This window comes from Cupriavidus sp. L7L, from assembly GCF_004353535.1.
In the GTDB taxonomy this organism is placed as follows: Bacteria; Pseudomonadota; Gammaproteobacteria; order Burkholderiales; family Burkholderiaceae; genus Cupriavidus; species Cupriavidus oxalaticus_A.
In genome coordinates this window covers 39,273-61,223 of sequence record NZ_SMNY01000001.1, presented here as the reverse complement: position 1 = coordinate 61,223, position 21,951 = coordinate 39,273, and the positions used below count along the sequence as shown (strand labels likewise).

General features: G+C 67.6%; 21 protein-coding genes and 1 tRNA gene. 16 read left to right on the top strand and 6 right to left on the bottom strand.

What is annotated here, in order from left to right:
- Positions 1-185 precede the first annotated feature (185 nt).
- The 10 genes from E1J61_RS00305 (at position 186) to hutG (ending at position 11,076) form a co-directional block, all read left to right on the top strand.
- On the top strand, positions 186-1,121 hold the full coding sequence (locus E1J61_RS00305; RefSeq protein ID WP_371702380.1) for an ABC transporter substrate-binding protein: 936 nt from the start codon (positions 186-188) through the stop codon (positions 1,119-1,121).
- Positions 1,122-1,151: 30 nt separating this feature from the next.
- Entirely contained in the window at positions 1,152-2,012 is an 861-nt protein-coding gene (locus E1J61_RS00300; RefSeq protein WP_133092204.1) for an ABC transporter permease, read from the top strand.
- Positions 2,009-2,788, top strand: coding sequence for an ABC transporter ATP-binding protein (locus E1J61_RS00295; RefSeq protein ID WP_133092203.1), 780 nt, complete (start codon positions 2,009-2,011; stop codon positions 2,786-2,788). Before E1J61_RS00300 ends, E1J61_RS00295 begins: the two co-directional genes overlap by 4 nt.
- Positions 2,789-2,794: 6 nt before the next feature.
- Positions 2,795-3,553 (top strand): histidine utilization repressor, encoded by a 759-nt coding sequence (gene hutC, locus E1J61_RS00290; RefSeq protein ID WP_029046008.1) that lies wholly within the window; start codon positions 2,795-2,797, stop codon positions 3,551-3,553.
- Positions 3,554-3,616: 63 nt separating this feature from the next.
- Positions 3,617-5,191: a histidine ammonia-lyase gene (hutH, locus tag E1J61_RS00285; protein WP_133092202.1), complete on the top strand. Its 1,575-nt coding sequence runs from the start codon at positions 3,617-3,619 to the stop codon at positions 5,189-5,191.
- Positions 5,192-5,231: 40 nt separating this feature from the next.
- Positions 5,232-6,932: a urocanate hydratase gene (gene hutU, locus E1J61_RS00280; RefSeq protein WP_133092201.1), complete on the top strand. Its 1,701-nt coding sequence runs from the start codon at positions 5,232-5,234 to the stop codon at positions 6,930-6,932.
- Positions 6,929-7,522, top strand: coding sequence for a HutD family protein (locus tag E1J61_RS00275; protein WP_133092200.1), 594 nt, complete (start codon positions 6,929-6,931; stop codon positions 7,520-7,522). Before hutU ends, E1J61_RS00275 begins: the two co-directional genes overlap by 4 nt.
- Positions 7,519-8,793 (top strand): imidazolonepropionase, encoded by a 1,275-nt coding sequence (hutI, locus tag E1J61_RS00270; protein ID WP_133092199.1) that lies wholly within the window; start codon positions 7,519-7,521, stop codon positions 8,791-8,793. The genes E1J61_RS00275 and hutI overlap by 4 nt, the downstream gene beginning before the upstream one ends.
- On the top strand, positions 8,790-10,196 hold the full coding sequence (locus tag E1J61_RS00265) for a formimidoylglutamate deiminase (protein WP_133092198.1): 1,407 nt from the start codon (positions 8,790-8,792) through the stop codon (positions 10,194-10,196). Before hutI ends, E1J61_RS00265 begins: the two co-directional genes overlap by 4 nt.
- 64 nt (positions 10,197-10,260) lie before the next feature.
- A complete protein-coding gene (hutG, locus tag E1J61_RS00260) occupies positions 10,261-11,076 on the top strand; it encodes an N-formylglutamate deformylase (RefSeq protein ID WP_133092197.1) in 816 nt (271 codons plus the stop codon).
- A 31-nt stretch (positions 11,077-11,107) separates the two neighbouring features.
- On the opposite strand, the gene E1J61_RS00255 is transcribed toward hutG, so the two are convergent.
- A complete protein-coding gene (locus E1J61_RS00255; protein ID WP_133092196.1) occupies positions 11,108-11,851 on the bottom strand; it encodes a M48 family metallopeptidase in 744 nt (247 codons plus the stop codon).
- Positions 11,852-12,020: 169 nt separating this feature from the next.
- Here E1J61_RS00255 and E1J61_RS00250 point away from each other — a divergent pair, with 169 nt between their 5' ends.
- Positions 12,021-12,209: a BrnA antitoxin family protein gene (locus tag E1J61_RS00250; protein WP_240745897.1), complete on the top strand. Its 189-nt coding sequence runs from the start codon at positions 12,021-12,023 to the stop codon at positions 12,207-12,209.
- Positions 12,210-12,264: 55 nt separating this feature from the next.
- Here the strand turns inward: E1J61_RS00250 and E1J61_RS00245 are convergent.
- Positions 12,265-12,349, bottom strand: a tRNA-Leu gene (locus E1J61_RS00245).
- A gap of 197 nt (positions 12,350-12,546) precedes the next feature.
- On the opposite strand from E1J61_RS00245, the gene E1J61_RS00240 reads away from it, so the two are divergent.
- Positions 12,547-13,473, top strand: a complete 927-nt coding sequence (locus tag E1J61_RS00240; protein ID WP_133092194.1) for an alpha/beta hydrolase — start codon at positions 12,547-12,549, stop codon at positions 13,471-13,473.
- Positions 13,474-13,504: 31 nt separating this feature from the next.
- Here the strand turns inward: E1J61_RS00240 and E1J61_RS00235 are convergent, their stop codons facing one another.
- From E1J61_RS00235 to E1J61_RS00220, 4 genes are all read right to left on the bottom strand, one after another.
- A complete protein-coding gene (locus E1J61_RS00235; RefSeq protein WP_133092193.1) occupies positions 13,505-14,389 on the bottom strand; it encodes an NAD(P)-dependent oxidoreductase in 885 nt (294 codons plus the stop codon).
- 45 nt (positions 14,390-14,434) lie between these two features.
- Positions 14,435-15,604, bottom strand: coding sequence for an ABC transporter substrate-binding protein (locus E1J61_RS00230; RefSeq protein WP_133092192.1), 1,170 nt, complete (start codon positions 15,602-15,604; stop codon positions 14,435-14,437).
- A 65-nt stretch (positions 15,605-15,669) separates the two neighbouring features.
- Entirely contained in the window at positions 15,670-16,833 is a 1,164-nt protein-coding gene (locus tag E1J61_RS00225; RefSeq protein ID WP_133092191.1) for a class I SAM-dependent methyltransferase, read from the bottom strand.
- 109 nt (positions 16,834-16,942) lie between these two features.
- A complete protein-coding gene (locus tag E1J61_RS00220; RefSeq protein ID WP_133092190.1) occupies positions 16,943-17,884 on the bottom strand; it encodes a CysB family HTH-type transcriptional regulator in 942 nt (313 codons plus the stop codon).
- Positions 17,885-18,049: 165 nt separating this feature from the next.
- On the opposite strand from E1J61_RS00220, the gene E1J61_RS00215 reads away from it, so the two are divergent.
- From E1J61_RS00215 to E1J61_RS00200, 4 genes are read left to right on the top strand one after another with little or no spacing between them, the layout of a single operon-like run.
- The gene (locus E1J61_RS00215; RefSeq protein ID WP_133092189.1) at positions 18,050-18,823 is read left to right on the top strand and encodes a sulfite exporter TauE/SafE family protein; all 774 of its coding nucleotides are present in this window, start codon (positions 18,050-18,052) and stop codon (positions 18,821-18,823) included.
- Between the two features lie 28 nt (positions 18,824-18,851).
- Positions 18,852-20,534 (top strand): nitrite/sulfite reductase, encoded by a 1,683-nt coding sequence (locus tag E1J61_RS00210; protein ID WP_133092188.1) that lies wholly within the window; start codon positions 18,852-18,854, stop codon positions 20,532-20,534.
- An 18-nt stretch (positions 20,535-20,552) separates the two neighbouring features.
- Positions 20,553-21,149, top strand: a complete 597-nt coding sequence (locus E1J61_RS00205) for a DUF934 domain-containing protein (protein WP_133092187.1) — start codon at positions 20,553-20,555, stop codon at positions 21,147-21,149.
- Positions 21,146-21,949: a phosphoadenylyl-sulfate reductase gene (locus E1J61_RS00200; protein WP_133092186.1), complete on the top strand. Its 804-nt coding sequence runs from the start codon at positions 21,146-21,148 to the stop codon at positions 21,947-21,949. The genes E1J61_RS00205 and E1J61_RS00200 overlap by 4 nt, the downstream gene beginning before the upstream one ends.
- The last annotated feature ends 2 nt before the right edge of the window (positions 21,950-21,951 follow it).

Below are 21,951 nucleotides of genomic sequence, written 5' to 3'. Positions count from 1 at the left end.
GTGACGTCTAACCCCTCGGGGGAAGCCCTACATTGACTTGTATATACAGGCATTGTTTAATGCCCGAAAACGAGCGCGCCACAAGCATGGCCTGCCGTCGACGGACACACCAAAGGAGCGTTTCGATGAGGATGGAAAGCCGCATGCAGGGCAGGATTCAAGGCAGGATTCGTGGCCGCAAGGCAATGCAGGCCGCGCTGTTTGCCGCGGCAGTCACCATGGCAGGCGCCGGCCACGCGCAGACCACCAAGGTCACGCTCGGCATGAGCGGCTGGACCGGCTTCGCGCCGCTGACGCTGGCCGACAAGGCAGGCATCTTCAAGAAGAACGGTGTCGAGGTCGACATCAAGATGATCCCGCAGAAGGACCGCCACCTGGCGCTGGCCGCCGGTGCGATCCAGTGCGCGGCGACCACGGTCGAGACCCATGTGGCCTGGAACGCCAACGGCGTACCGATCACCCAGATCGTGCAGCTCGACAAGTCCTACGGCGCCGACGGCCTGGCCGTGCGCGGCGACGTCAAGACCTTCGCCGACCTGAAGGGCAAGACCATTGGCGTCGATGCGCCGGGCACCGCGCCGTACTTCGGCCTGGCCTGGATGCTGAAGAAGAACGGCATGTCGCTGAAGGACGTCAAGACCACGACGCTGTCGCCGCAGGCGGCGGCGCAGGCGTTCGTGGCCGGCCAGAACGACGGCGCCATGACGTACGAGCCCTACCTGTCCACCGTCCGCCAGAACCCGGACAAGGGCAAGATCCTGGCGACCACGCTGGATTACCCCATGGTGACCGACACGCTGGGCTGCGCGCCCAAGTGGCTCAAGGAGAACCCCAAGGCGGCGCAGGCGCTGGTCGACAGCTACTTCGAGGCGCTCGAGATGATCCAGAAGGAGCCGGCGAAGGCTAACGAAATCATGGGCGCCGCAGTCAAGCAGACCGGCGAGCAGTTCGCCAAGTCGGCCGCCTACCTGCGCTGGCAGGATCGCGAGGCCAACAAGAAGTTCTTCTCCGGTGAACTCGCCAGCTTCAGCAAGGAAGCGGCGGGCGTGCTGATGGAAATCGGCGTGATCCGCCAGGTGCCCGACGTGACGGCGTTGTATGACGCGCGTTTCCTCAAGTAAGCAGAGCAGTCGCAAGGAGGCGTGAACGTCATGACGCAAGCCCGAATCGGTTCCCACGCGCCCGCAGCGGTGTCCGCCCCCCCGGCGGCACCGGCGCGCCGGCGCCATCCCTGGCTGGCACCGCTGGTGCCGGTGCAGCCCAATACCCGCTGGATGCTGGGCCTGTCTTTCTTCGTGCTGTTCTTCGGCGTGTGGGCCGTGGTGACGCTGGGCGGCTTCGTGCCGCGCACGTTCCTGGCCGATCCGCTGACGATGGCCAAAGAGGGTCTGATCCTGTTCACCGAGCACAACTTCATCGGCGACATCGGCATGACGGTGTGGCGCGTTGTAGGTGGCTTCGTGCTGGCGGCGGTGCTGGCGGTGCCGCTGGGCATCTTCATGGGCGCGTACAAGGCGGCCGAGGCGTTCTTCGAGCCCTTTGTCTCGTTCTGCCGCTACCTGCCGGCGTCGGCCTTCATCCCGCTGCTGATCCTGTGGGCCGGCATCGGCGAGACCCAGAAGCTGCTGGTGATCTTTATCGGCTCGTTCTTCCAGATCGTGCTGATGGTGGCGGTGGCGGTCGGCGGCGCGCGCAAGGACCTGGTCGAGGCCGCCTACACGCTCGGCGCCAACAGCGCCGGCATCGTGCGCCGCGTGCTGATCCCGGGCGCCGCGCCGGAAATCGCCGAGATCCTGCGGCTGGTGCTGGGCTGGGCCTGGACCTACGTGATCGTGGCCGAGCTGATCGGCTCGTCGTCGGGCATCGGGCACATGATCACCGACAGCCAGGCGCTGCTCAATACCGGGCAGATCATCTTCGGCATCATCGTGATCGGCTGCATCGGCCTGGTCTCCGACCTTGTCTTCAAGCGCGCCAACCAGCGCCTGTTCCCGTGGAGTTCGATCCAATGAGCGCACTGTCCATCCAGCAGGTCTCGCGTACCTTCTCCAACCCGCGCGGCGGGAAGACGCTGGCGCTGCAGCCGGTCGATTTCGAAGTGCGCGATAACGACTTCGTCACCATCCTGGGCCCGTCGGGCTGCGGCAAGTCCACGCTGCTGCGCATCGTGGCCGGGCTGGACACGCCTTCCACCGGCCGCGTGCTGCTCGACGGCCAGCCGGTCTCCGACCCGGGCGCCGACCGCGGCATGGTGTTCCAGTCGTACACGCTGTTCCCGTGGCTGACGATCGAGCAGAACGTGCGCTTCGGCCTGCGCGAGCGCGGCATGAGCGCGGCGGAGCAGAAGGAGCGCAGCGACTTCTTTATCCAGCGCGTGGGGCTGCGCGGATTCGAGCACCATTACCCGAAGCAGCTGTCGGGGGGCATGCAGCAGCGCACCGCGATCGCGCGGGCGCTGGCCAACGATCCCAAGATCCTGCTGCTCGACGAACCGTTCGGCGCGCTCGACAACCAGACCCGCGTGCTGATGCAGGAGTTATTGCTCGGCATATGGGAAGCGTCGCGCAAGACGGTATTATTCGTGACCCATGATATCGACGAGGCCATTTTCATGGCCAACCGGGTGGCGGTGTTTTCCGCCAGGCCGGGCCGGATCAAGAGCGATATCGCGGTCGATTTTCCGCATCCGCGCCATTACACGATCAAGACCTCTCCGGAGTTTTCCGCGCTCAAGGCGCGGCTGACCGAGGAAATCCGCGCCGAGGCCATTGCCGCGGCCGAGCACTGAAACGCCATGAACCACGCCGTCGGCTCCGCCACCCCAGCTTCCTCTCCCACCGCGCTCTACCAGCAGGTGAAGGAGTACATCGCCCGCCAGATCCAGAGTGGCGCGTGGCAGCCGGGCGACCGGGTGCCGTCGGAGCAGGAACTGGTGAACCGCTTCGGCGTCTCGCGCATGACCGTCAACCGGGCCCTGCGCGAGCTGTCGGAGCAGGGGCGGGTGGTGCGCGTCGCCGGCGTCGGCACCTTCGTCGCCGAGCACAAGCCGCAGTCCACGCTGCTGTCGGTGGTCAACCTGCAGGACGAGATCCGCATGCGCGGGCATGACTATGCCTGCGACGTGATCCTGGTCGAGCGGGTGTCGGCGTCGATCGAGGTGGCGGCCGCGCTGGAGCTGCACACCGGCGAGTCCGTGTTCCATTCGGTCTGCGTGCATCGCGAAGATGGCGTGCCGGTGCAGCTGGAAGACCGCTACGTGAACCCGCGCGTGGCGCCGGACTTCATCGGCCAGGACTTCAGCGCGACCCAGCCCGGCGAATACCTGTTGCGCCACGTGCCCTACGATCAGGTAGAGCACGTGGTCGATGCCATTGCCGCCACGCCGGAGCAGGCCGCGCAACTGGAAATGCCGCCAACGCAACCTTGCCTGATGCTGACCCGCCGCACCTGGACCAATGGCGTGCCAGTGACATTCGTTCGTTGCCTGCACCCGGGCAACCGTTACCGCCTCGGCAGCCGCTTCCGCGCCGACGGCAATCCCGCTTTCGGCTGATCCGCGCGAGGGTCAGCCATTGCTTCAATTTTTAGCCTAAGCTGTATAGACAGGAACATACAAATGACTGCGAGCCAACACGACCAAGCCTCCCGCCCGCTGCTGACCTTGCAGCCGGGCCAAGTCACCCTGGCCGACCTGCGCCGCATCTACCGCGGCGAAGTGCGCGTGGCCATGGCCGATTCCGCCTGGCCCGGCGTGCGCGCCGCGCAGGCCACCGTGCAGGACATCATCGACGCCGACGCCGTGGTCTACGGCATCAATACCGGCTTCGGCAAGCTGGCGCAGACCCGTATCCCCAACGACAAGCTGGCGCAGCTGCAGCGCAACCTGGTGCTGTCGCACAGCGTCGGCACCGGCCCGGACCTGGCCGAGGATACGGTGCGCCTGATCCTGGCCACCAAGGCGGTCAGCCTGGCGCGCGGCCATTCCGGCGTGCGTCCGGAATTGATCGAGGCATTGCTGGCGCTGGTCAACCACGGCGTGACGCCGTGCATCCCGGCCAAGGGTTCGGTCGGTGCCTCGGGCGACCTGGCGCCGCTGGCGCATATGTCGTGCACGCTGATCGGCGTGGGCGACGTGCTGGTCGACGGCAAGCGCGTGCCGGCAGCCGAGGGCCTGGCCCGTGCCGGCCTGAAGGCGTTCGAGCTGGGCCCGAAGGAAGGCCTGGCGCTGCTCAACGGCACGCAGGTGTCGACCGCGCTGGCACTGGCCGGCTTGTTTGCCGCCGAAGACACCTTTGCCGCCGGCCTGGTGGCGGGCGCCCTGTCGCTGGAAGCGATCAAGGGCTCGGTCAAGCCGTTCGACGCCCGCATCCATGAAGCCCGCGGCCAGGCCGGCCAGATCGCCGTGGCCGGCGCCGTGCGCGCGATGCTGGATGGCAGCGAGATCGTCGATTCGCACAAAACCTGCGGCCGCGTGCAGGACCCGTATTCGATCCGTTGCCAGCCGCAGGTGATGGGCGCCTGCCTGGACAACCTGCAGCACGCCGCGCGCATCCTGCAGATCGAGGCCAATGCCGCGTCGGACAACCCGCTGGTGTTTTCCGAGCAGGGCGACGTGGTCTCCGGCGGCAACTTCCACGCCGAGCCGGTGGCCTTTGCCGCCGACATCATTGCGCTGGCGATCGCCGAGATCGGTGCGATTTCCGAGCGCCGGCTGGCGCTGCTGCTCGATACCGGCCTGTCGGGCCTGCCGCCGTTCCTGGTGCGCGACGGCGGCCTGAACTCGGGCTTCATGATCGCGCAGGTGACCGCGGCCGCGCTGGCCTCGGAGAACAAGTCGCTGGCGCATCCGTCCAGCGTGGACAGCCTGCCGACCTCGGCCAACCAGGAGGACCATGTGTCGATGGCCACCTACGGCGCGCGCCGGCTGGGCGACATGGCGGCCAACACCGCGGTAGTGGTCGGCATCGAGGCGATGGCAGCGGCGCAGGGTATCGAGTTCCACCGCCCGTTGAAGTCATCGCCGCTGGTGGAGCAGGAACTGGCACGTATCCGTGCGCGGGTGGATTTTGTGGAAGGCGACCGCTACCTGGCGCCGGATATCGAAGCGATGAAGCAGTGGGTGGTGCAGGGGGATGCGGGGGCGGGGTGGCCGCAGGCGGTTCGGGAAATCTTGCCGACCAACGCTGGTTGATTGGAGCGCGTCACAAGCGCCAACGAAGGAGAACAAGCACATGAACGCCAACGAAAGCCAATTCATCCAGCGCGGCCAGCGCGAAATCCGCGCCCCGCATGGCACCCAGCTGCACTGCAAGAACTGGCTGATCGAAGCTGCCTACCGCATGATCCAGAACAACCTGGACCCCGACGTGGCCGAGCGCCCGCAGGACCTGGTGGTGTACGGCGGCATCGGCAAGGCCGCGCGCAACTGGGAATGCTTTGACGCCATCCTCGACAGCCTGCGCCGCCTGGGCGAGGACGAATCGCTGCTGGTGCAGTCGGGCAAACCGGTCGGCGTGTTCCGCACGCACCCCGACGCGCCGCGCGTGCTGATCGCCAACTCCAACCTGGTGCCGCACTGGGCCACCTGGGACAAGTTCAATGAACTGGACCGCGCCGGCCTGATGATGTATGGCCAGATGACCGCGGGCTCGTGGATCTACATCGGCACGCAGGGCATCGTGCAGGGAACGTATGAGACCTTTGTCGAAGCCGGCCGCCAGCACTACGACGGCGACCTGTCGGGCAAGTGGATCCTGACCGCGGGCCTGGGCGGCATGGGCGGCGCGCAGCCGCTGGCCGGCGTGCTGGCGGGTGCCTGCGTGCTGGCGATCGAGTGCCAGGAATCGCGCATCGACTTCCGCATCCGCACGCGCTACCTCGACAAGAAGGCCACCACGCTGGACGAGGCGCTGGCGATGATCGCCGAGGCCACGGCAAAGAAAGAAGCCATCTCGGTCGGCCTGCTCGGCAACGCCGCCGACATCGTGCCGGAACTGGCCAAACGGGCGCAGGCCGGCGGCATGCGTCCGCATATCGTTACCGACCAGACCTCGGCGCACGACCTGGTCAACGGCTACCTGCCGCAAGGCTGGACGGTCGAGCAGTGGGAAGACGCACGCAAGCGCGATCCCAAGTCGGTGGAAGCCGCCGCGCGCCCGTCGATTGTCAAGCACGTGCAGGCCATGCTCGACTTCCAGAAGATGGGCGTGCCGACGGTCGACTACGGCAACAACATCCGCCAGGTGGCGTTCGATGAGGGCGTGCACAATGCCTTCGATTTCCCGGGCTTCGTGCCGGCCTATATCCGCCCGCTGTTCTGCCGCGGCAAGGGCCCGTTCCGCTGGGTCGCGCTGTCGGGCGATCCCGAGGATATCTACAAGACCGACGCCAAGATGAAGGAGCTGTTCCCCGAGGACAAGCACCTGCACCGCTGGCTCGACATGGCGCACGACCGCATCGCCTTCCAGGGCCTGCCGGCGCGTATCTGCTGGGTTGGCCTGGACGAGCGCCACCGCGCCGGCCTGGCCTTCAACGAGATGGTGAAGTCCGGCGAGCTGAAGGCGCCGGTGGTGATCGGCCGCGACCATCTGGACTGCGGCTCGGTGGCGTCGCCCAACCGCGAGACCGAAGCGATGCGCGACGGTTCCGACGCCGTGTCCGACTGGCCGCTGCTGAACGCGCTGCTCAATACCGCCGGCGGCGCCACCTGGGTCAGCCTGCACCATGGAGGTGGCGTGGGCATGGGTTTCTCGCAACACTCCGGCGTGGTGATCGTCTGCGATGGCACCGATGCAGCAGCCAAACGCATCGAGCGCGTGCTGTGGAACGACCCGGCCACCGGCGTGATGCGCCATGCCGATGCGGGATACGACATCGCCATCGCATGCGCGCAGGAAAAGGGCCTGAACCTGCCGATGGTGAAGGGCGTATGAGGACGTTCACGCTCGCGGCCATCGACCCGACGCGCTGGAAGAATGGCGGCGGCAACACGCGCGAGATCGCGGTGTGGCCGCCGGGTGCCGGCATGGATGACTTCGTGTGGCGCCTGAGCGTGGCCGATATCGAATCCGATGGCCCGTTCTCTGCCTTTCCCGGCATCGATCGGCAGATCGTGCTGCTCGACGGCGCCGGCGTGATGCTGCGCGCCGACGATGGCAGCTTTAACCATCGGATGGTCCAGCCGGGCGCGCCCTTTGCATTCTCGGGCGACACCGGCCTGCAGGCTGCGCTGCTCGATGGCGCCACGCGCGACTTCAACGTGATGACGCGGCGTGGCCGCTGCCGCGCGCGCGTCGACGCCTTTCGCCAGGGGTTTGCCATCAGCACCGGCGCCGATACCGTTTGCCTGCTTGCCGTGTCCGGCACCTGGCTGGCGCAGGACGCGCAGACGGCCGTAGCGCTGGACGCGGGGCAGGGCGTGCTGTATCCCGCCGGCGAACCCGCTGGCCGGCAAGCCTTCGCGCCAGGCGCCGGCGACGCGCTGTGCCTGTGTGTCACGCTGGAAATGGAGTCCGATCAATGACGCTGCCTTCCGTACCTGGCACCGCCAGTGCAGCCAATGCTGCCAGCGCCGACGGTGTCTGGCACAACTGCCACCTGTTGCCCGACGCCGACCCGGCGCGCGCCATCCGCGATGCCGCGCTCGTGGTCGAGCAAGGCCGCATTGCCTGGCTTGGCGCCGCGGCAGAATTGCCGCAGTCCTACCGCGACCTGCCGCGCCACGACGCCAACAGCGCGTGGATCACGCCGGGACTGGTCGATTGCCACACGCACCTGGTCTACGGCGGCCAGCGCGCCGACGAGTTCGCGATGCGGCTCGCCGGTGCCGGCTATGAAGAAATCGCGCGCGCCGGCGGCGGCATCGTCTCGACCGTGCGCGCCACCCGCGCCGCCGACGAAGATACGCTGTTCGCGCAGGCCGCCGCGCGCCTGCAACCGTTGCTCGCCGAAGGCGTGACCGCCATCGAGATCAAGTCCGGCTATGGCCTCAGCCTGGAAGCCGAGCGCAAGCAGCTGCGCGTGGCGCGTCGCCTGGGCGAGCAGTTCGGCGTCGCGGTGCGCACCACCTTCCTCGGCGCGCACGCGCTGCCGCCCGAGTACGCGGGGCGCGCCGACGACTACATCGACCTGGTGTGCGGCAGCATGCTGCCGGCGCTGGCCGAAGAAGGGCTGGTCGACGCCGTCGATGCCTTCTGCGAATCGATCGGCTTCTCGATCGCGCAGACCGAACGCGTTTTCGATGCCGCTGCGCGCCACGGCCTGCGCGTCAAGCTGCACGCCGAGCAGCTCAGCAATCTCGGCGGCGCGGCGCTGGCCGCACGCCATCGCGCACTGTCGGCGGACCATCTCGAGCATCTCGACGAGGCCGGTGTCGCCGCGATGGCGGAAGCCGGCACGGTCGCAGTGCTGCTGCCCGGCGCCTACTATTTCCTGCGCGACACCAACCTGCCGCCGATCGCGCTGTTGCGCCAATACGGCGTGCCGATGGCGATCTCGACCGACCACAACCCCGGCACGTCGCCGGTGACGTCGCTGCTGCTGATGATGAATATGGCCTGCACGCTGTTCCGCCTGACGGTGCCCGAAGCGCTGGCCGGCGTGACCGTGCATGCGGCGCGCGCGCTGGGTGCACCGGAGCGCCACGGCAAGCTGGAAGCGGGGCGAGGGGCTGACTTCGTGCTCTGGCGCGTCGATTCGCCGGCGGAGCTGGCGTACTGGTTCGGCCGCAATCCCGCCTTGACGGTCGTGCGGCAAGGGCGCGTATATCCGGCGCAAGCGGAGGCACAGCCATGAGCGCATCGCAGCTGTTCGCAGACTGGGCCCTGCTGCCCGAAGGCTGGGCGCGCGATGTGCTGCTCGCCTGGGACGAGCAGGGCCGCCTGACCACCGTGCAGGCCGGTGCCGCCGCAAATGCCGGCGTGCAGCGCGCCGCGGGCCCGGTGCTGCCGGGCATGCCCAACCTGCATTCGCACGCATTCCAGCGTGGCTTTGCCGGCCTGACCGAATACCGCAGCCGCCCGCAGGGCGACAATCCCGCCGGCGCCGATTCGTTCTGGAGCTGGCGCACGCTGATGTACCGCTTCGCGCAGCGGATCTCGCCCGACACGCTGGAAGCCATCGCCACCCAGCTCTACATCGAGATGCTGCGTGCAGGCTATACCAGCGTGTGCGAGTTCCACTACGTCCACCACGACGCCGACGGCAAGCCCTACGCCGATGCCGCCGAGATGTCGCTGCGGCTGCTGCGCGCGGCGCAGCGCACCGGCATCGGCATGACGCTGCTGCCGGTGCTGTACCAGACCGCCGGCTTCGGCGGCAAGCCGCCGCTCGCCGAACAGCGCCGCTTCCTGCACAACACCGACGCCATGCTGCGCCTGCTGGAGCGGCTGTCGCCCGTGTGCGCGCAGGCCGGCGCGCGTCTCGGCCTGGCGCCGCATTCGCTGCGCGCTGTGCCCGAAGACAGCCTGCTGCATGCGCTGGCGGGGCTGAAGGCGATCGACGCGCAGGCGCCGGTCCATATCCATATCGCCGAGCAGCAGCGCGAAGTCGACGACTGCATCGCGTGGTCCGGCACGCGCCCGGTGACATGGCTGTTCGATCATGTCGACGTCGACGCGCGCTGGTGCCTCGTGCACGCCACGCACATGGACTGGGACGAGCGCCGGCGCCTCGCGCATAGCGGCGCCGTGGCCGGCATCTGCGCGACCACCGAAGCGAACCTCGGCGATGGCGTGTTCGAGGCGGCGCCTTACCTCGCGCAGCACGGCGCGTGGGGCATCGGCTCGGACAGCCATGCCAGCGTCAGCGTGGCCGAGGAACTGCGCCTGTTCGAATACGGCCAGCGGCTGGGCCTGCAGCAGCGCAACGTGCTGGCCTCGGATACCCACCTGCAGGTGGCCGACCGCCTCTATCTGGAAGCCGTGGCGGGTGGCGCACGCGCCAGTGGCCGCGGCGTGGCCGGGCTGGCGCCTGGCCAGCAGGCGGACTTCGTGGTGCTGGACGGTGCGCATCCGACGCTGGCCGGCCTCGAGGGCGCCCAGGCGCTGGCCACCCACGTGTTTGCGAACCACGGTCATGAGACACTAGCGGAGGTCCGCACCGCCGGCCGCAGCCGCGTGCAGCATGGCGCGCATGCGCTGCAGTCCGAAGCGGCCCGGCAGTTCATCGCCGCCCGCGCCAGCCTGCTGGCCGACTGATACGCGACAAGTACGCTACTAGTACGCGACAAATACGGGCACCGCCCAACGCATTGCAAAGAACATGTCCTTCTCCACCGATACCCCCGCCTTCACCCTGCATCGCGGCACGCGCCCGCTGCTGGTATCGATGCCGCACGTCGGCACGCACCTGCCGGCTTCGGTCTCTCAGCGCCTTACCGCCGAGGCGCGCACCGTGCCCGATACCGACTGGCACCTGGAACGCCTCTACGGCTTTGCCCGCGAGCTGGGCGCCTCGGTGCTGGTTGCCACGCATTCGCGCTATGTGGTCGACCTGAACCGCCCGCCCGACAATGCCAACTTGTATCCCGGCCAGGACACCACCGGCCTGTGCCCGGTCGACACCTTTGACAAGACGGCGCTTTATGCCGATGGCAGCAACGGCCCCGACGATGCGGAAATCGCCGCACGCCGCGACGCGATCTGGCGCCCATACCATGAAGCGCTGGCGGCGGAACTGGCGCGCCTGAAGGCCGAGCACGGCACCGTCGCCCTGTGGGACGCGCATTCGATCCGCTCGTTGCTGCCGCGCTTCTTCGAAGGCAAGCTGCCGGATTTCAACCTCGGCACGGCCAACGGCGAGAGCTGCGACGCGGGGCTCGCGAACCAGCTGCTCGAGCTGGCGAGCGCGGTGCCCGGCCATACCGCGGTGCTCAACGGGCGCTTCAAGGGCGGCTATATCACGCGCCAGTACGGCAAGCCGCAGGATGGCGTGCACGCGGTGCAGCTCGAGCTGTCGCAGTGTGCGTATATGAGCGAGACATACCCGTTCGCCTACGACGAGGCGCGGTCGGCGGCGCTGCAGCCGGCGCTGCAAGGCATGCTGGCCACGGTGCTCGCGTTCGTCGAATCGCGGTAAGGCGCCAGGCGGGGCGCGTCAGGCGGCGCGCTCAGCGCCCGCCGGCCAGGCGATCTTCGATATGCTTGGCGCGCTCCAGCGAGCCGGGGTGCGTGCTGAGCATGCTCGACTTCCCGCCGTCAAGCTGCGACATCTTGCGGAACGCCGACGCCAGCGCCTGCCGGTTTGCGCCGTTCTTGGTCAGTAAGTTGAAGGAGTAGTCGTCCGCAGCGGTTTCCTGGCGCTGCGAGAACTGTGCATTGACGAACGTCTCCGCCAGATCACCGATCTGTGAGGACGACAGCGCGGTCAGCGAAGCAATGCCGGTAGATCCCAGCAGGCCGCGCGCAGCGGCGGTGGAGTAGGCCACCTGCATCGCCGCCTTGGTATGGCCCAGCGCCACATGGCCGATCTCGTGTCCGACCACGCCGCGCACCTCGTCGTCGCTGAGGAAGTCCATCAGCCCGCTGTACACGCGCACGCATCCATTGGCCATGGCCCATGCGTTGATGTCCTTGGTCACGTAGACCTTGGCATTGAGCGGCAGCCCGGTATTGCCAAGCCCGTTCATCACATTCGCGAGCCGCCTGGCGTAGGTGCTGTCGGGCGGGGCAATGGTGTTCTTCTGGTCCATTTCCGCGCACGACTGGTCGGACAGCGTCTTGACGTTGGTGTCCGACAGCGTGGCCGCGGTGAACAGGCTGCCGCCTGCCTGGGTCAGGTTTTCCACATTTGCGCCGGCGCAGCCGGCGAGCAGGGCGGCGCAGGCGAGGGCGGGTAGGGTCGGTCGGTTCATGGTGGCTCCTGTTGACGGGATGGCAATGCCATAGGATAGGAAGCCAGGCGCAGGGGCACCAGTGGGCGCTGTCCGACACCTTTCAAGGCTTTAGCCGAAAGGAGTCGCGGGTATAAGTGACGTGATTGGCTGGTGATGCAGAGCTAATTTCGTACGTACAAAAACACTGTTGTCTGACAAGCTCGTCAAGCGAGGGCGCGGCCGTCCGCGCGGTACCACGAAGACAGCCACCACGGTGCGTCTCGATGACGATGTCCTGGAAGCCCTGAAGGCGAGCGGGCCACGTTGGCAAACACGGCTCAACGTATTGGTTCGCGATTGGCTGAAAACGCACAAGCTCGACGAAATCGAGGTTTGAGCATGAGCCCCGGGCCGCCCATCATGTGGACGACTGATTGCTTTGGAGGGAAATGTGGTGCCCGGGGTCGGACTCGAACCGACACGCCTTGCGGCGGGGGATTTTGAGTCCCCTGCGTCTACCTGTTTCACCACCCGGGCAGGTGTGACGGCATCGGAACCGATGCCGGGCTGAGCCGGCGATTATGCCGCAATTCCCCCCGGCCGACAACCGGCCGCCGTGGCGATGGTAATGGCCCCGATAACTTGTGCATGGCGATTGCGGTTAGCATCGCCGTCACCGCGTGCATCACCGACGCCGCGCCAAACCAGTCCCGACCCCGCACCCACCGACCGCCATGACCGACCAAGCCTCGCTGGCGAGCCTCGCCAGCCTGCCCTCGCAGGACCCCGTCTTCTACGACCGCGAATACAACAACCGAGCCAATGTGCCGGACAACCCGGCGCATATGGCGCGCTGGGGTGAATGGTCGGCGCGGGTGCGCGAGCGCGGTGGCTTTATCGCGGACCTGGGCTATGCCGATGCAGGCTCGCGGCATCCGCAGGATCAGACGCTGGACTATTTCCCGGCGACGGCGCCGGCGGATGACGGCGCGGCGCCGCCGCTGCTGGTGTTCGTCCACGGCGGCTACTACCGCGCGCTCGACAAGCGCGACCACAGTTTCGTCGCCAGCGTGCTGCCGGCGCTCGGCGTGTCGGTGGCCGTGGTCAATTATTCGCTGGTGCCGTCGGTGACGGTGCCGGACATCGTGCGGCAGGTGCTGCGCAGCGTGACGTGGCTGTACCGGCAATCCGGCGTGCTGGGGCATGACCCGCAGCGGCTGTTCGCCGCCGGGCATTCCGTCGGCGGCCACCTGGTGGCGATGCTGATGGCGGCACGCTGGCCGCAATTGGCGCCAGACCTGCCCGCGGACCTGGTCCGGGGCGGGCTCTCGGTCAGCGGGCTGTACGACATGGAGCCGCTGCGCCGCGCCGCGTTCCTGCAATGCGACCTGCGGCTATCGGAAGACGATGTGGTGCGGTTGTCGCCGGCGTACATGGCGCCAGCCACCGCCGCGCCGCTGGCGCTCGCCGTGGGCGAGCTGGAAGCGGCCGAATACCACCGCCAGCATGCGCTGATGCGGGCGGCGTGGCCCGCCAATGTCGGCAGTCCGGCAGCGAGCGATCTCGTGCTGCCGGGCTGCCATCACTTCAATGTGCTCGACGGCTTCAATGATGCCGACAGCGCGCTGGTACGCGCCGTCCTGCGCCTGACAGGCACCTGAGCAGGCACCTGAGCAGGCACCTGAGCGGCCCTCAGCCCTCCAGCACGCGCAGCAGCGACGAGGTATCGTCCTTGCCCCAGCCGTTGGCCATCAGCGTGCGCAGCTGCGCCGAGGTGGCCTGCATCGCCGGCAGGTCCAGGCCGATTTCCTCGGCGATAGCGCGCGCCAGCCCGAAGTCCTTGTCGTGCAGCCGCGCCTCGATGCCGGCGGCGAAATTGCGCGACACCATCTTGGGCCCCATCAGGTCGAGCATGCGGCTGCCCGCCATGCCCGTCGACATGGCCTGCAGCACGCGGCCGGTATCGACGTTCTGCGCCGAGGCAAAGCGCATGGCTTCGGCGATGCCTTCGATATTGACCACCTGCGCGATCTGGTTGCACAGCTTGGCGACCTGGCCGGCGCCGTTGTCGCCGATATGCGTGATGGTCGTGCCCAGCAGCTCCAGCAGCGGCAGCACGCGTTCCAGAACCTCGAGCTTGCCGCCGACCATGATGGTCAGCTTGCCGGACGCGGCGGCCATGGTGCCGCCGGAGACCGGGCAGTCGAGCGCCTCGAGGCCGCGCTCGGCCAGTGCCGCGGCGATCTCGCGCGTGACCACCGGCGAGATGGTGCTGTGGTCGACGCATACCGTGCCGGGGGCCGCGCCGTGGATCACGCCTTGCTCGCCCAGCAGCACTTCGCGCACGTCTTCGGACGAGGTCACGTTGGTGAAGACGACGCTGGCGCCGCGCGCGGCCTCGGCGGGCGTGAATAACGGCTCCGCACCCATGGCGCGCGCCGCTTCGGCGGCCTCGGGGCGGCGCACGAAGGCGCGCACGGTGTGGCCGGCGGCCAGCAGGTGGCGGACCATGTGCGAGCCCATGGCGCCCAGGCCGATGAAGGCAACGGTGACGGAAGGAGTGGAAGTGGTGGTCATGATGCGATGCTTCCTTTCAGAAGGCCGGGTTCGGCGGGCGCTGGGCTACTTGTCGCCCGCATAGGCGAACTTGCCGTTGCGGATCACCCCCATCACGCGCGAACGCTGGTCGAAGCCCTGGTGGTCTTTCGCGTTCAGGTTCAGCACGCCGTTGGGGATGGTGAGATTGGTGGTGGATTCGAGCGCGTCGCGCATGGCGGCGCGGAATTCGCGCGTGCCGGGCTGGGCGCCGGTCTTGAGCGCGCGGCGCGCGGCATCGTCCAGCAGCAGCCACGCGCCCCAGGCGTCGCCGGCAAACTGCGTCACGCTGTCGGCGCCGTACTTGCCCTCGTAGCGGTTGACGAAGTCCAGCGCGACCTTGCGCACGGGGTGGTTCTCGGGCAGCTGGCGCGCGACCACGACCGGGCCGGTCGGGAACAGCGTGCCTTCCACGTCCTTGCCGCCCATGCGCAGGAATTCCCAGGTGGCGATGCCGTGGGTCTGGTAGACCTTGCCCTTGTAGCCGCGCTCGCCCAGCGTCTTCTGCGGCAGTACCGAGGGCGTGCCGGCGCCGGCGATCAGCACGGCGTCGGGGTTTGCCGCCATCAGCTTGAGCACCTGGCCGGTCACCGAAGTATCGTTGCGCGAGAAGCGCTCGTTGGCGACGACCTTGATCTTGCGCACTTCGGCCAGCCTGGAGAACTCGCGCCACCAGCTTTCGCCATAGGCATCGGCAAAGCCGATGAAGCCGACCGTCCTGATGCCGTGGTTGCTCATGTACTCCGTCAGCACGGTCGCCATGTGCGAGTCGTTCTGCGGCATCTTGAAGGCCCAGCGGCGCTTGGCGTCGGTCTGCGGCTCGACGATCGACGCCGACGCGGCCAGCGCCACCATCGGCGTCTCGCCCTCGGACACGGCGTCGAGCGCGGCCAGCGCAGTCGGCGTGATATTGGGGCCGACGATCACGTCGACCTTTTCCTCGGAAATCAGCTTGCGCACATTGCGCACCGCCGCGGCCGGGTCGGAGCCGTCGTCCAGGATCACGTAGTGCGCCTTCTGGCCGCCCAGCGTCTGCGGCCACATCAGCACGGTGTTCTTGGAGGGGATGCCGATCGAGGCCGCCGGCCCGGTGGTGGACACGTCGATGCCGACGCGGATATCGGCCAGCGCGGCGGCGCTGGCGCCAAGCAGGGTGGAAAGTACGATGGCGGGCAGCAGGCGGGGCAACTTCGGCATTTGTCTCCTCCAGTCTTATTTGTGACGGGAAGGATAGCCGAACTCCGCCTGCAAGGGCACGCGCGTCAGCGCACGCCCAGGCGCCACAGCGAAGTCACCTCGGCCGAGCGCGCCGCATGCAGCGGATCGCTGGGGTCCGCGGCGCGCGGATGACGCGGGCGGATATCGGAGCGGCCCAGCACCTTCAGCCCGGCGGCCTCGATCCAGCCTTCGAGCTGCTCGCGCGGGCGCAGGCCCAGGTGCTCCGCCAGGTCCGATAGCAAGAGCCAGCCTTCGCCGCCGGGTTCCAGGTGGGCGGCCAGCCCATCGAGGAAGCCGTGCAGCATGGCGCTGTCCGGATCGTAGACGGCGCGCTCGACCGGCGAGCTGGGCCGGGCCGGCACCCACGGCGGGTTGCACACCACCAGCGGCGCACGGCCTTCCGGGAACAGGTCGGCCTGCACGATCTCGACGGCGCCGGCATAGCCGAGCTGGCCGATGTTCTCGCGTGCGCAGGCCAGCGCACGCGGGTCCTGGTCGGTGGCGACGACGCGCTGCACGCCGCGCCGGGCCAGCACCGCGGCCAGCACGCCGGTGCCGGTGCCGATGTCGAAGGCCAGCGTCTTCGACGGCAGCGGCTCGGCGGCGACCAGGTCGACATACTCGCCTCGCACCGGCGAGAACACGCCGTACCAGGGATGGATGCGGTCTTCCAGCGCCGGGATTTCCACGCCTTTCCTGCGCCATTCATAGGCGCCGATCATGCCCAGCAGCTCTCGCAGCGACGCCACATAGGGCTCGCCCGCCGGACCGTAGACCTGCTCGCAAGCTTCGCGGACATCGGGCGCGCGGCGCAGCGGCACGCTGTGGTCGGCCTCGAACGGCAGCAGCAGCATGCCCAGCGTGCGGGCGCGCTGCGACTGCGCCAGCCGGTGCAGGTGAAACGCCTCGGTGGCGGAGCCGGGCGCGCCCTTGGCCTTCTGGCCTGGCCGGCTGGCCTTCTTGGGCTTGCGCTCGGTGCGCCGCGCCATGGCGTTGAGCAGCTGGCGCGCGTTCTGGAAGTCGCCGCGCCACAGCAGGGCAGTGCCCTCGCAGGCTAGCCGGTAGGCGGTGTCGGCGCTGGTGGTGTCGTCGGCGACCACCACGCGGCGCGGCGGCGGGTTGCCGGCCTCGGAGCGCCAGGCGGCGCTGCGCTCGGTGCCGTCCTCGGTCCAGTGGATGCGGGGCAGTTCGCTGGTGGCTTCGCTCATGGGTTCGCTCATGGGTTTGCTCACAGCGCCTCCGGCCGGCGCGGCGTGACGGATTGGGAATGCATATTGGGTTCTGCTTCTTATATAGAGAGGCGGCGGGCTGCCGCGCTCAGAGTTCGTAGGCTTCGTGCTCGCCCGACATGGCCTGTTCGACCAGCTTGCGGTTCAGCGTCGGCGAGAACAGCTCGATAAAGGTGTAGACAAAGCTGCGCAGGTAGGCCCCCTGCTTGACCGCCAGGTGCGTCACATTGCTGCCGAACAGGTGCCCGGCCGAAATCCCGCGCAGGTTTCGGTCGCGCTCGGCATCATAGGCCACGCCGGCGACGATGCCCACGCCCAGGCCGATCTCCACGTAGGTCTTGATCACGTCGGCGTCGATCGCCTCGAGCACGATGTCCGGCTTCAGGTGGCGCAGCTCGAAGGCCTTGTCGATCTTGGGCCGGCCGGCAAAGTTGGGATCGTAGGTGATCAGCGGGTAGTCCATCAGGTCTTCCAGCGCCAGGTGCTTCTTGTCCAGCAGCGGATGATCGGGTGGCGTAATCACCATATGTGTCCACTGGTAACCCGGCAGCGACACCAGGTTCTTGTCGTCGGTGATGCCTTCCGTGGCGATCCCGATATCGGCCTGGTCATGCAGCAGCATGTCGGCGATCTGCGCCGGGTTGCCCTGCTGGATCGACAGCCGCACCTTGGGGTAGCGCTTGGTGAACTCGCCGATCACCCGCGGCAGCGCGTAGCGCGCCTGGGTATGGGTGGTGGCGATGGTGAAGTTGCCCTGGTCCTGCGCGGCATAGTCCATGCCGACCCGCTTCAGGCTCTCGACCTCCTGCAGGATCTTCTCGACCGAGGTCAGGATCCGCCGCCCGGGCTCGGTCAGGCTGCGGATGCGCTTGCCATGGCGCGTGAAGATATCGACACCCAGCTCTTCTTCCAGCTCGATGATGGCCTTGGACACGCCGGGTTGTGACGTGTAGAGCGCTTTAGCGGCTTCGGTCAGGTTGTAGTTCTGCCGGACGGCCTCGCGCACGAAGCGAAACTGGTGCAGGTTCATATAACTCGGGTCGTATAAACAAACAACTTCTTATTAGTTTGAGGTATGAGGCCAGTTTATTACGATTCTCGAACTTTGTTAATGAACGTCCTGCCCTCAGTGCGTCCGCTCGCAGCCCCCGGATTGTGATGCGAGCCTCACGGGCCAGGGCCCACCGAGTCCCTCATGTCGCTGGCCTATACCGTTTCCGGTCTGTTTGTAGGCGTCCTCGTCGGTCTGACCGGCGTGGGTGGGGGCTCGTTGATGACGCCGCTGCTGACGCTGCTGTTCGGCTTTTCGCCGGCGACCGCTGTCGGCACCGACCTGGCCTTCGCGGCCATCACCAAGGGTTTCGGCACTATCGCGCACCGTGCCCACGGCCATGTGCAGTGGCAGGTAGTGCGGCGCCTGTGCATCGGCAGCCTGCCGGCGGCGGTCGTGGCGATCCTGGTGCTCAAGAGCGCCGGCGAGCTCAACGCCCAGTGGCTGCACGCGATCCGCGTGACCATCGGCGTGTCGGTGCTGCTGACCGTATTGTCGCTGCTGTTCCGCAAGCAGATGCTGGCCTGGCTCGAGCGCAACCCGCGCTTCCAGCTGCACGGCCGCACCCAGGTCATCGCCACCATCGTGGTCGGCGCGGTCATCGGCGTGCTTGTGACGGTGTCGTCGATCGGCGCCGGCGCGGTTGGCGCCACGCTGATCCTGCTGCTGTATCCCCATATGAAGCCGGCCGAAGTCGCCGGCACCGATATCGCCTACGCCGTCCCGCTGACGGCGCTGGCCGGGCTGGGCCACGTGTGGCTCGGCACCGTCAACTGGAATTTGCTGCTGGCGCTGCTGGTGGGTTCGATCCCCGGCATCTGGCTGGGCGCGCAACTGTCGCGGGCGCTGCCCGAACGGCTGGTGCGTGCCGCCCTGGCGACCACGCTGACGCTGGTCGCCATCAAGCTCGTTTCCTGAATTCAACGAATACTGAACGGACCCCGCCATGTATCAGTACGACCAATACGACCAGCGCATCGTCAACGAGCGCGTCGCCCAGTTCCGTGACCAGGTGCGCCGCCGCCTGTCGGACGAGCTGACCGAGGAAGAATTCCTGCCGCTGCGCCTGCAGAACGGCCTGTACATGCAGCGCCATGCCTACATGCTGCGCGTGGCGATCCCGTACGGCCTGCTGTCGTCGACGCAGCTGCGCAAGCTGGCCCACATCGCGCGCGAATACGACCGCGGCTATGGCCACTTCTCCACCCGCCAGAACATCCAGTACAACTGGATGGAGCTGGAGCGCGTGCCCGACGTGCTGGCCGAGCTGGCCAGCGTCGAGATGCACGGCATCCAGACCTCGGGCAACTGCGTGCGCAACATCACTACCGACCACTTCGCCGGCGTTGCGCCGGACGAGTCGGTGGACCCGCGCGTGCTGGCCGAACTGCTGCGCCAGTGGAGCACGTTCCAGCCGGAATTCGCCTTCCTGCCGCGCAAGTTCAAGATCGCGATCTCGGCCTCGAAGGATGACCGCGCCGTGGTGCAGATGCATGACATCGGCATCTACGCCTACAAGAATGCCGACGGCGAAACGCGCCTGCGCATCCTGGCCGGTGGCGGCCTGGGCCGCACCCCGATCCTGGGCTCGGTGATCAAGGAAGACCTGCCGTGGCAGCACATGCTGACCTACGTCGAGTCGGCCATCCGCGTGTACAACCGCTATGGCCGCCGCGACAACAAGTACAAGGCCCGCATCAAGATCCTGGTGAAGGCCATCGGCGTGGAGAAGTTCGCGCAGGAAGTCGAGGAAGAATGGCAGCACAGCAAGGACGGCCCGGCCACGCTGACGCAGGTCGAGTTCGACCGCGTGGCCCAGTACTTCACGCCGCCCGCGTATGAAAAGCTGGCCGACACCGACGCCTCGTACGAAAACCACCTGCTGGAAGACAAGGCGTTCGCGCGCTGGGTCAGCCGCAGCGTGCACGGCCACAAGGTGCCGGGCTACGCCGCGGTGACGCTGTCGACCAAGCCGGGCCTGGCCTCGCCCCCGGGAGATGCCACCGACGCGCAGATGGAAGCCGTGGCGGACTTCGCCGACCAGTTCGGCTTCGGCGAGCTGCGCGTGGCGCACGAGCAGAACCTGGTGCTGCCGGACGTGAAGAAGCAGGACCTGTACGCACTGTGGCAGCTGGCCAAGAAGGCTGGCCTGGCCACGCCGAACATCGGCCTGCTGACCGACATCATCGCCTGCCCGGGCGGCGACTTCTGCTCGCTGGCCAACGCCAAGTCGATCCCCATCGCGCAGGCGATCCAGGACCGTTTCGACGACCTCGACTACGTCTACGACCTGGGCGAGATCTCGCTGAACATCTCGGGCTGCATCAACGCCTGCGGCCACCACCACGTCGGCAACATCGGCGTGCTGGGCGTCGACAAGGACGGTTCGGAGTGGTACCAGGTCACGCTGGGCGGCGCGCAGGGCAACCAGACCGCGCTGGGCAAGGTGATCGGCCCGTCGTTCAGCGCCGAGGAAATGCCCGAGGTCGTGACCCGCATCATCGACACCTTCGTGGCCAACCGCATCGAAGACGAACGCTTTATCGAAACCCTGTCCCGCATCGGCATCGCCCCGTTCAAGGAGCGCGTCTATGCCGACAAGCAGCCGCGCGAGCGCGCCGAAGCCTGAGGACCGGAGAGACTGAACATGGCAAAGATCATTCAACTGCAACGCCAGGATGCAACGGGCAGTGCGAACGTCACCCCGGTGATCGTCGAAGACAACTGGACCGTGCTGCGCGCCACTGAAGAGCAACCGCTGACCGAAGAGCGCATCGCCGCCGCAGTGCAAAGCCAGGACGCCGTGCTGTTCCCGCTGTCGGTGTGGAAGGCCAATGAAGCGCTGCTGGCCGGCCGCGACGCGGCCCGCACCGGCGTGTGGCTGGCGCCGGAAGACGAGCCGGGCGATGCCGCCGCGTACTTCGACCGCGTGTCGCTGGTAGCGGTGGACTTCCCGGTGTTCCGCGACGGCCGCGGCTTCTCCACGGCCTACCTGCTGCGCACCCGCTACAAGTGGGAAGGCCAGCTGCGCGCCGTCGGCGACGTGCTGCGCGACCAGCTCAACTTCATGAAGCGCTGCGGCTTCGATGCCTTCGCGGTCCGCGCCGACAAGAACATCGACGACGCCATCAAGGGCTTCACCGAGTTCACCGTGACCTACCAGGCTTCGGTCGACGAGCCGCTGCCGCTGTTCCGCCGTGCCCGCACCGAAGGCGGCGCCGTGCAACCGAAGGCGACGGCATGAGCACGGTGCTGAGCGATATCGCGGTGGTCGATGCCAGTGCGGTGTCGGGACTGCGGCCGCCCGCGCTGTGGGTGGCGCCGGAATACACCGGCAGCATCGAAGCGCTGGAACAGAAGGAGCGCGAGCTGGGCGAGCGCCTGGCCGGCATCGCCGCGCGTTTCTACCGCGCGCGCTTTGCCTCCAGCCTGGCTGCCGAAGACATGGTGCTGACCGATGCCATCCTGCGCGGCACCCCCGCCGTGCGCGCCGGCATCCGCGTCTTCACGCTGCAGACCGGGCGCCTGCACGCGGAGACGCTGGCGGTGCTCGACAAGGTGCAGTCGCACTACGGCTACAGCATCGAGCAATACACGCCGGACGCCGAGGCGGTCGAGAACTACCTGAAGAAGCACGGCCTGAACGCCTTCTACGACAGCATCGACCTGCGCAAGGAATGCTGCGGCATCCGCAAGGTCGAGCCGCTCAACCGCGCGCTGTCGCACGCCGACGCCTGGCTGACCGGCCAGCGCCGCGAGCAGGCCGTGACGCGCGCCGAGCTGCCGTTCGAGGAAATGGACGACGCCCGCGGCATCCCCAAGTTCAATCCGCTGGCGGACTGGAGCGAGGCCGAGGTGTGGGCCTACCTGAAGCGCCACGACGTGCCGGTCAACGACCTGCACGCCAAGGGCTATCCCAGCATCGGCTGCGAACCCTGTACGCGTGCGGTACGCGCGGGCGAGGATGTGCGCGCGGGACGCTGGTGGTGGGAGAGCAAGGACTCGAAAGAGTGCGGGCTCCACGAACAGAACATCAAGCATTGAGG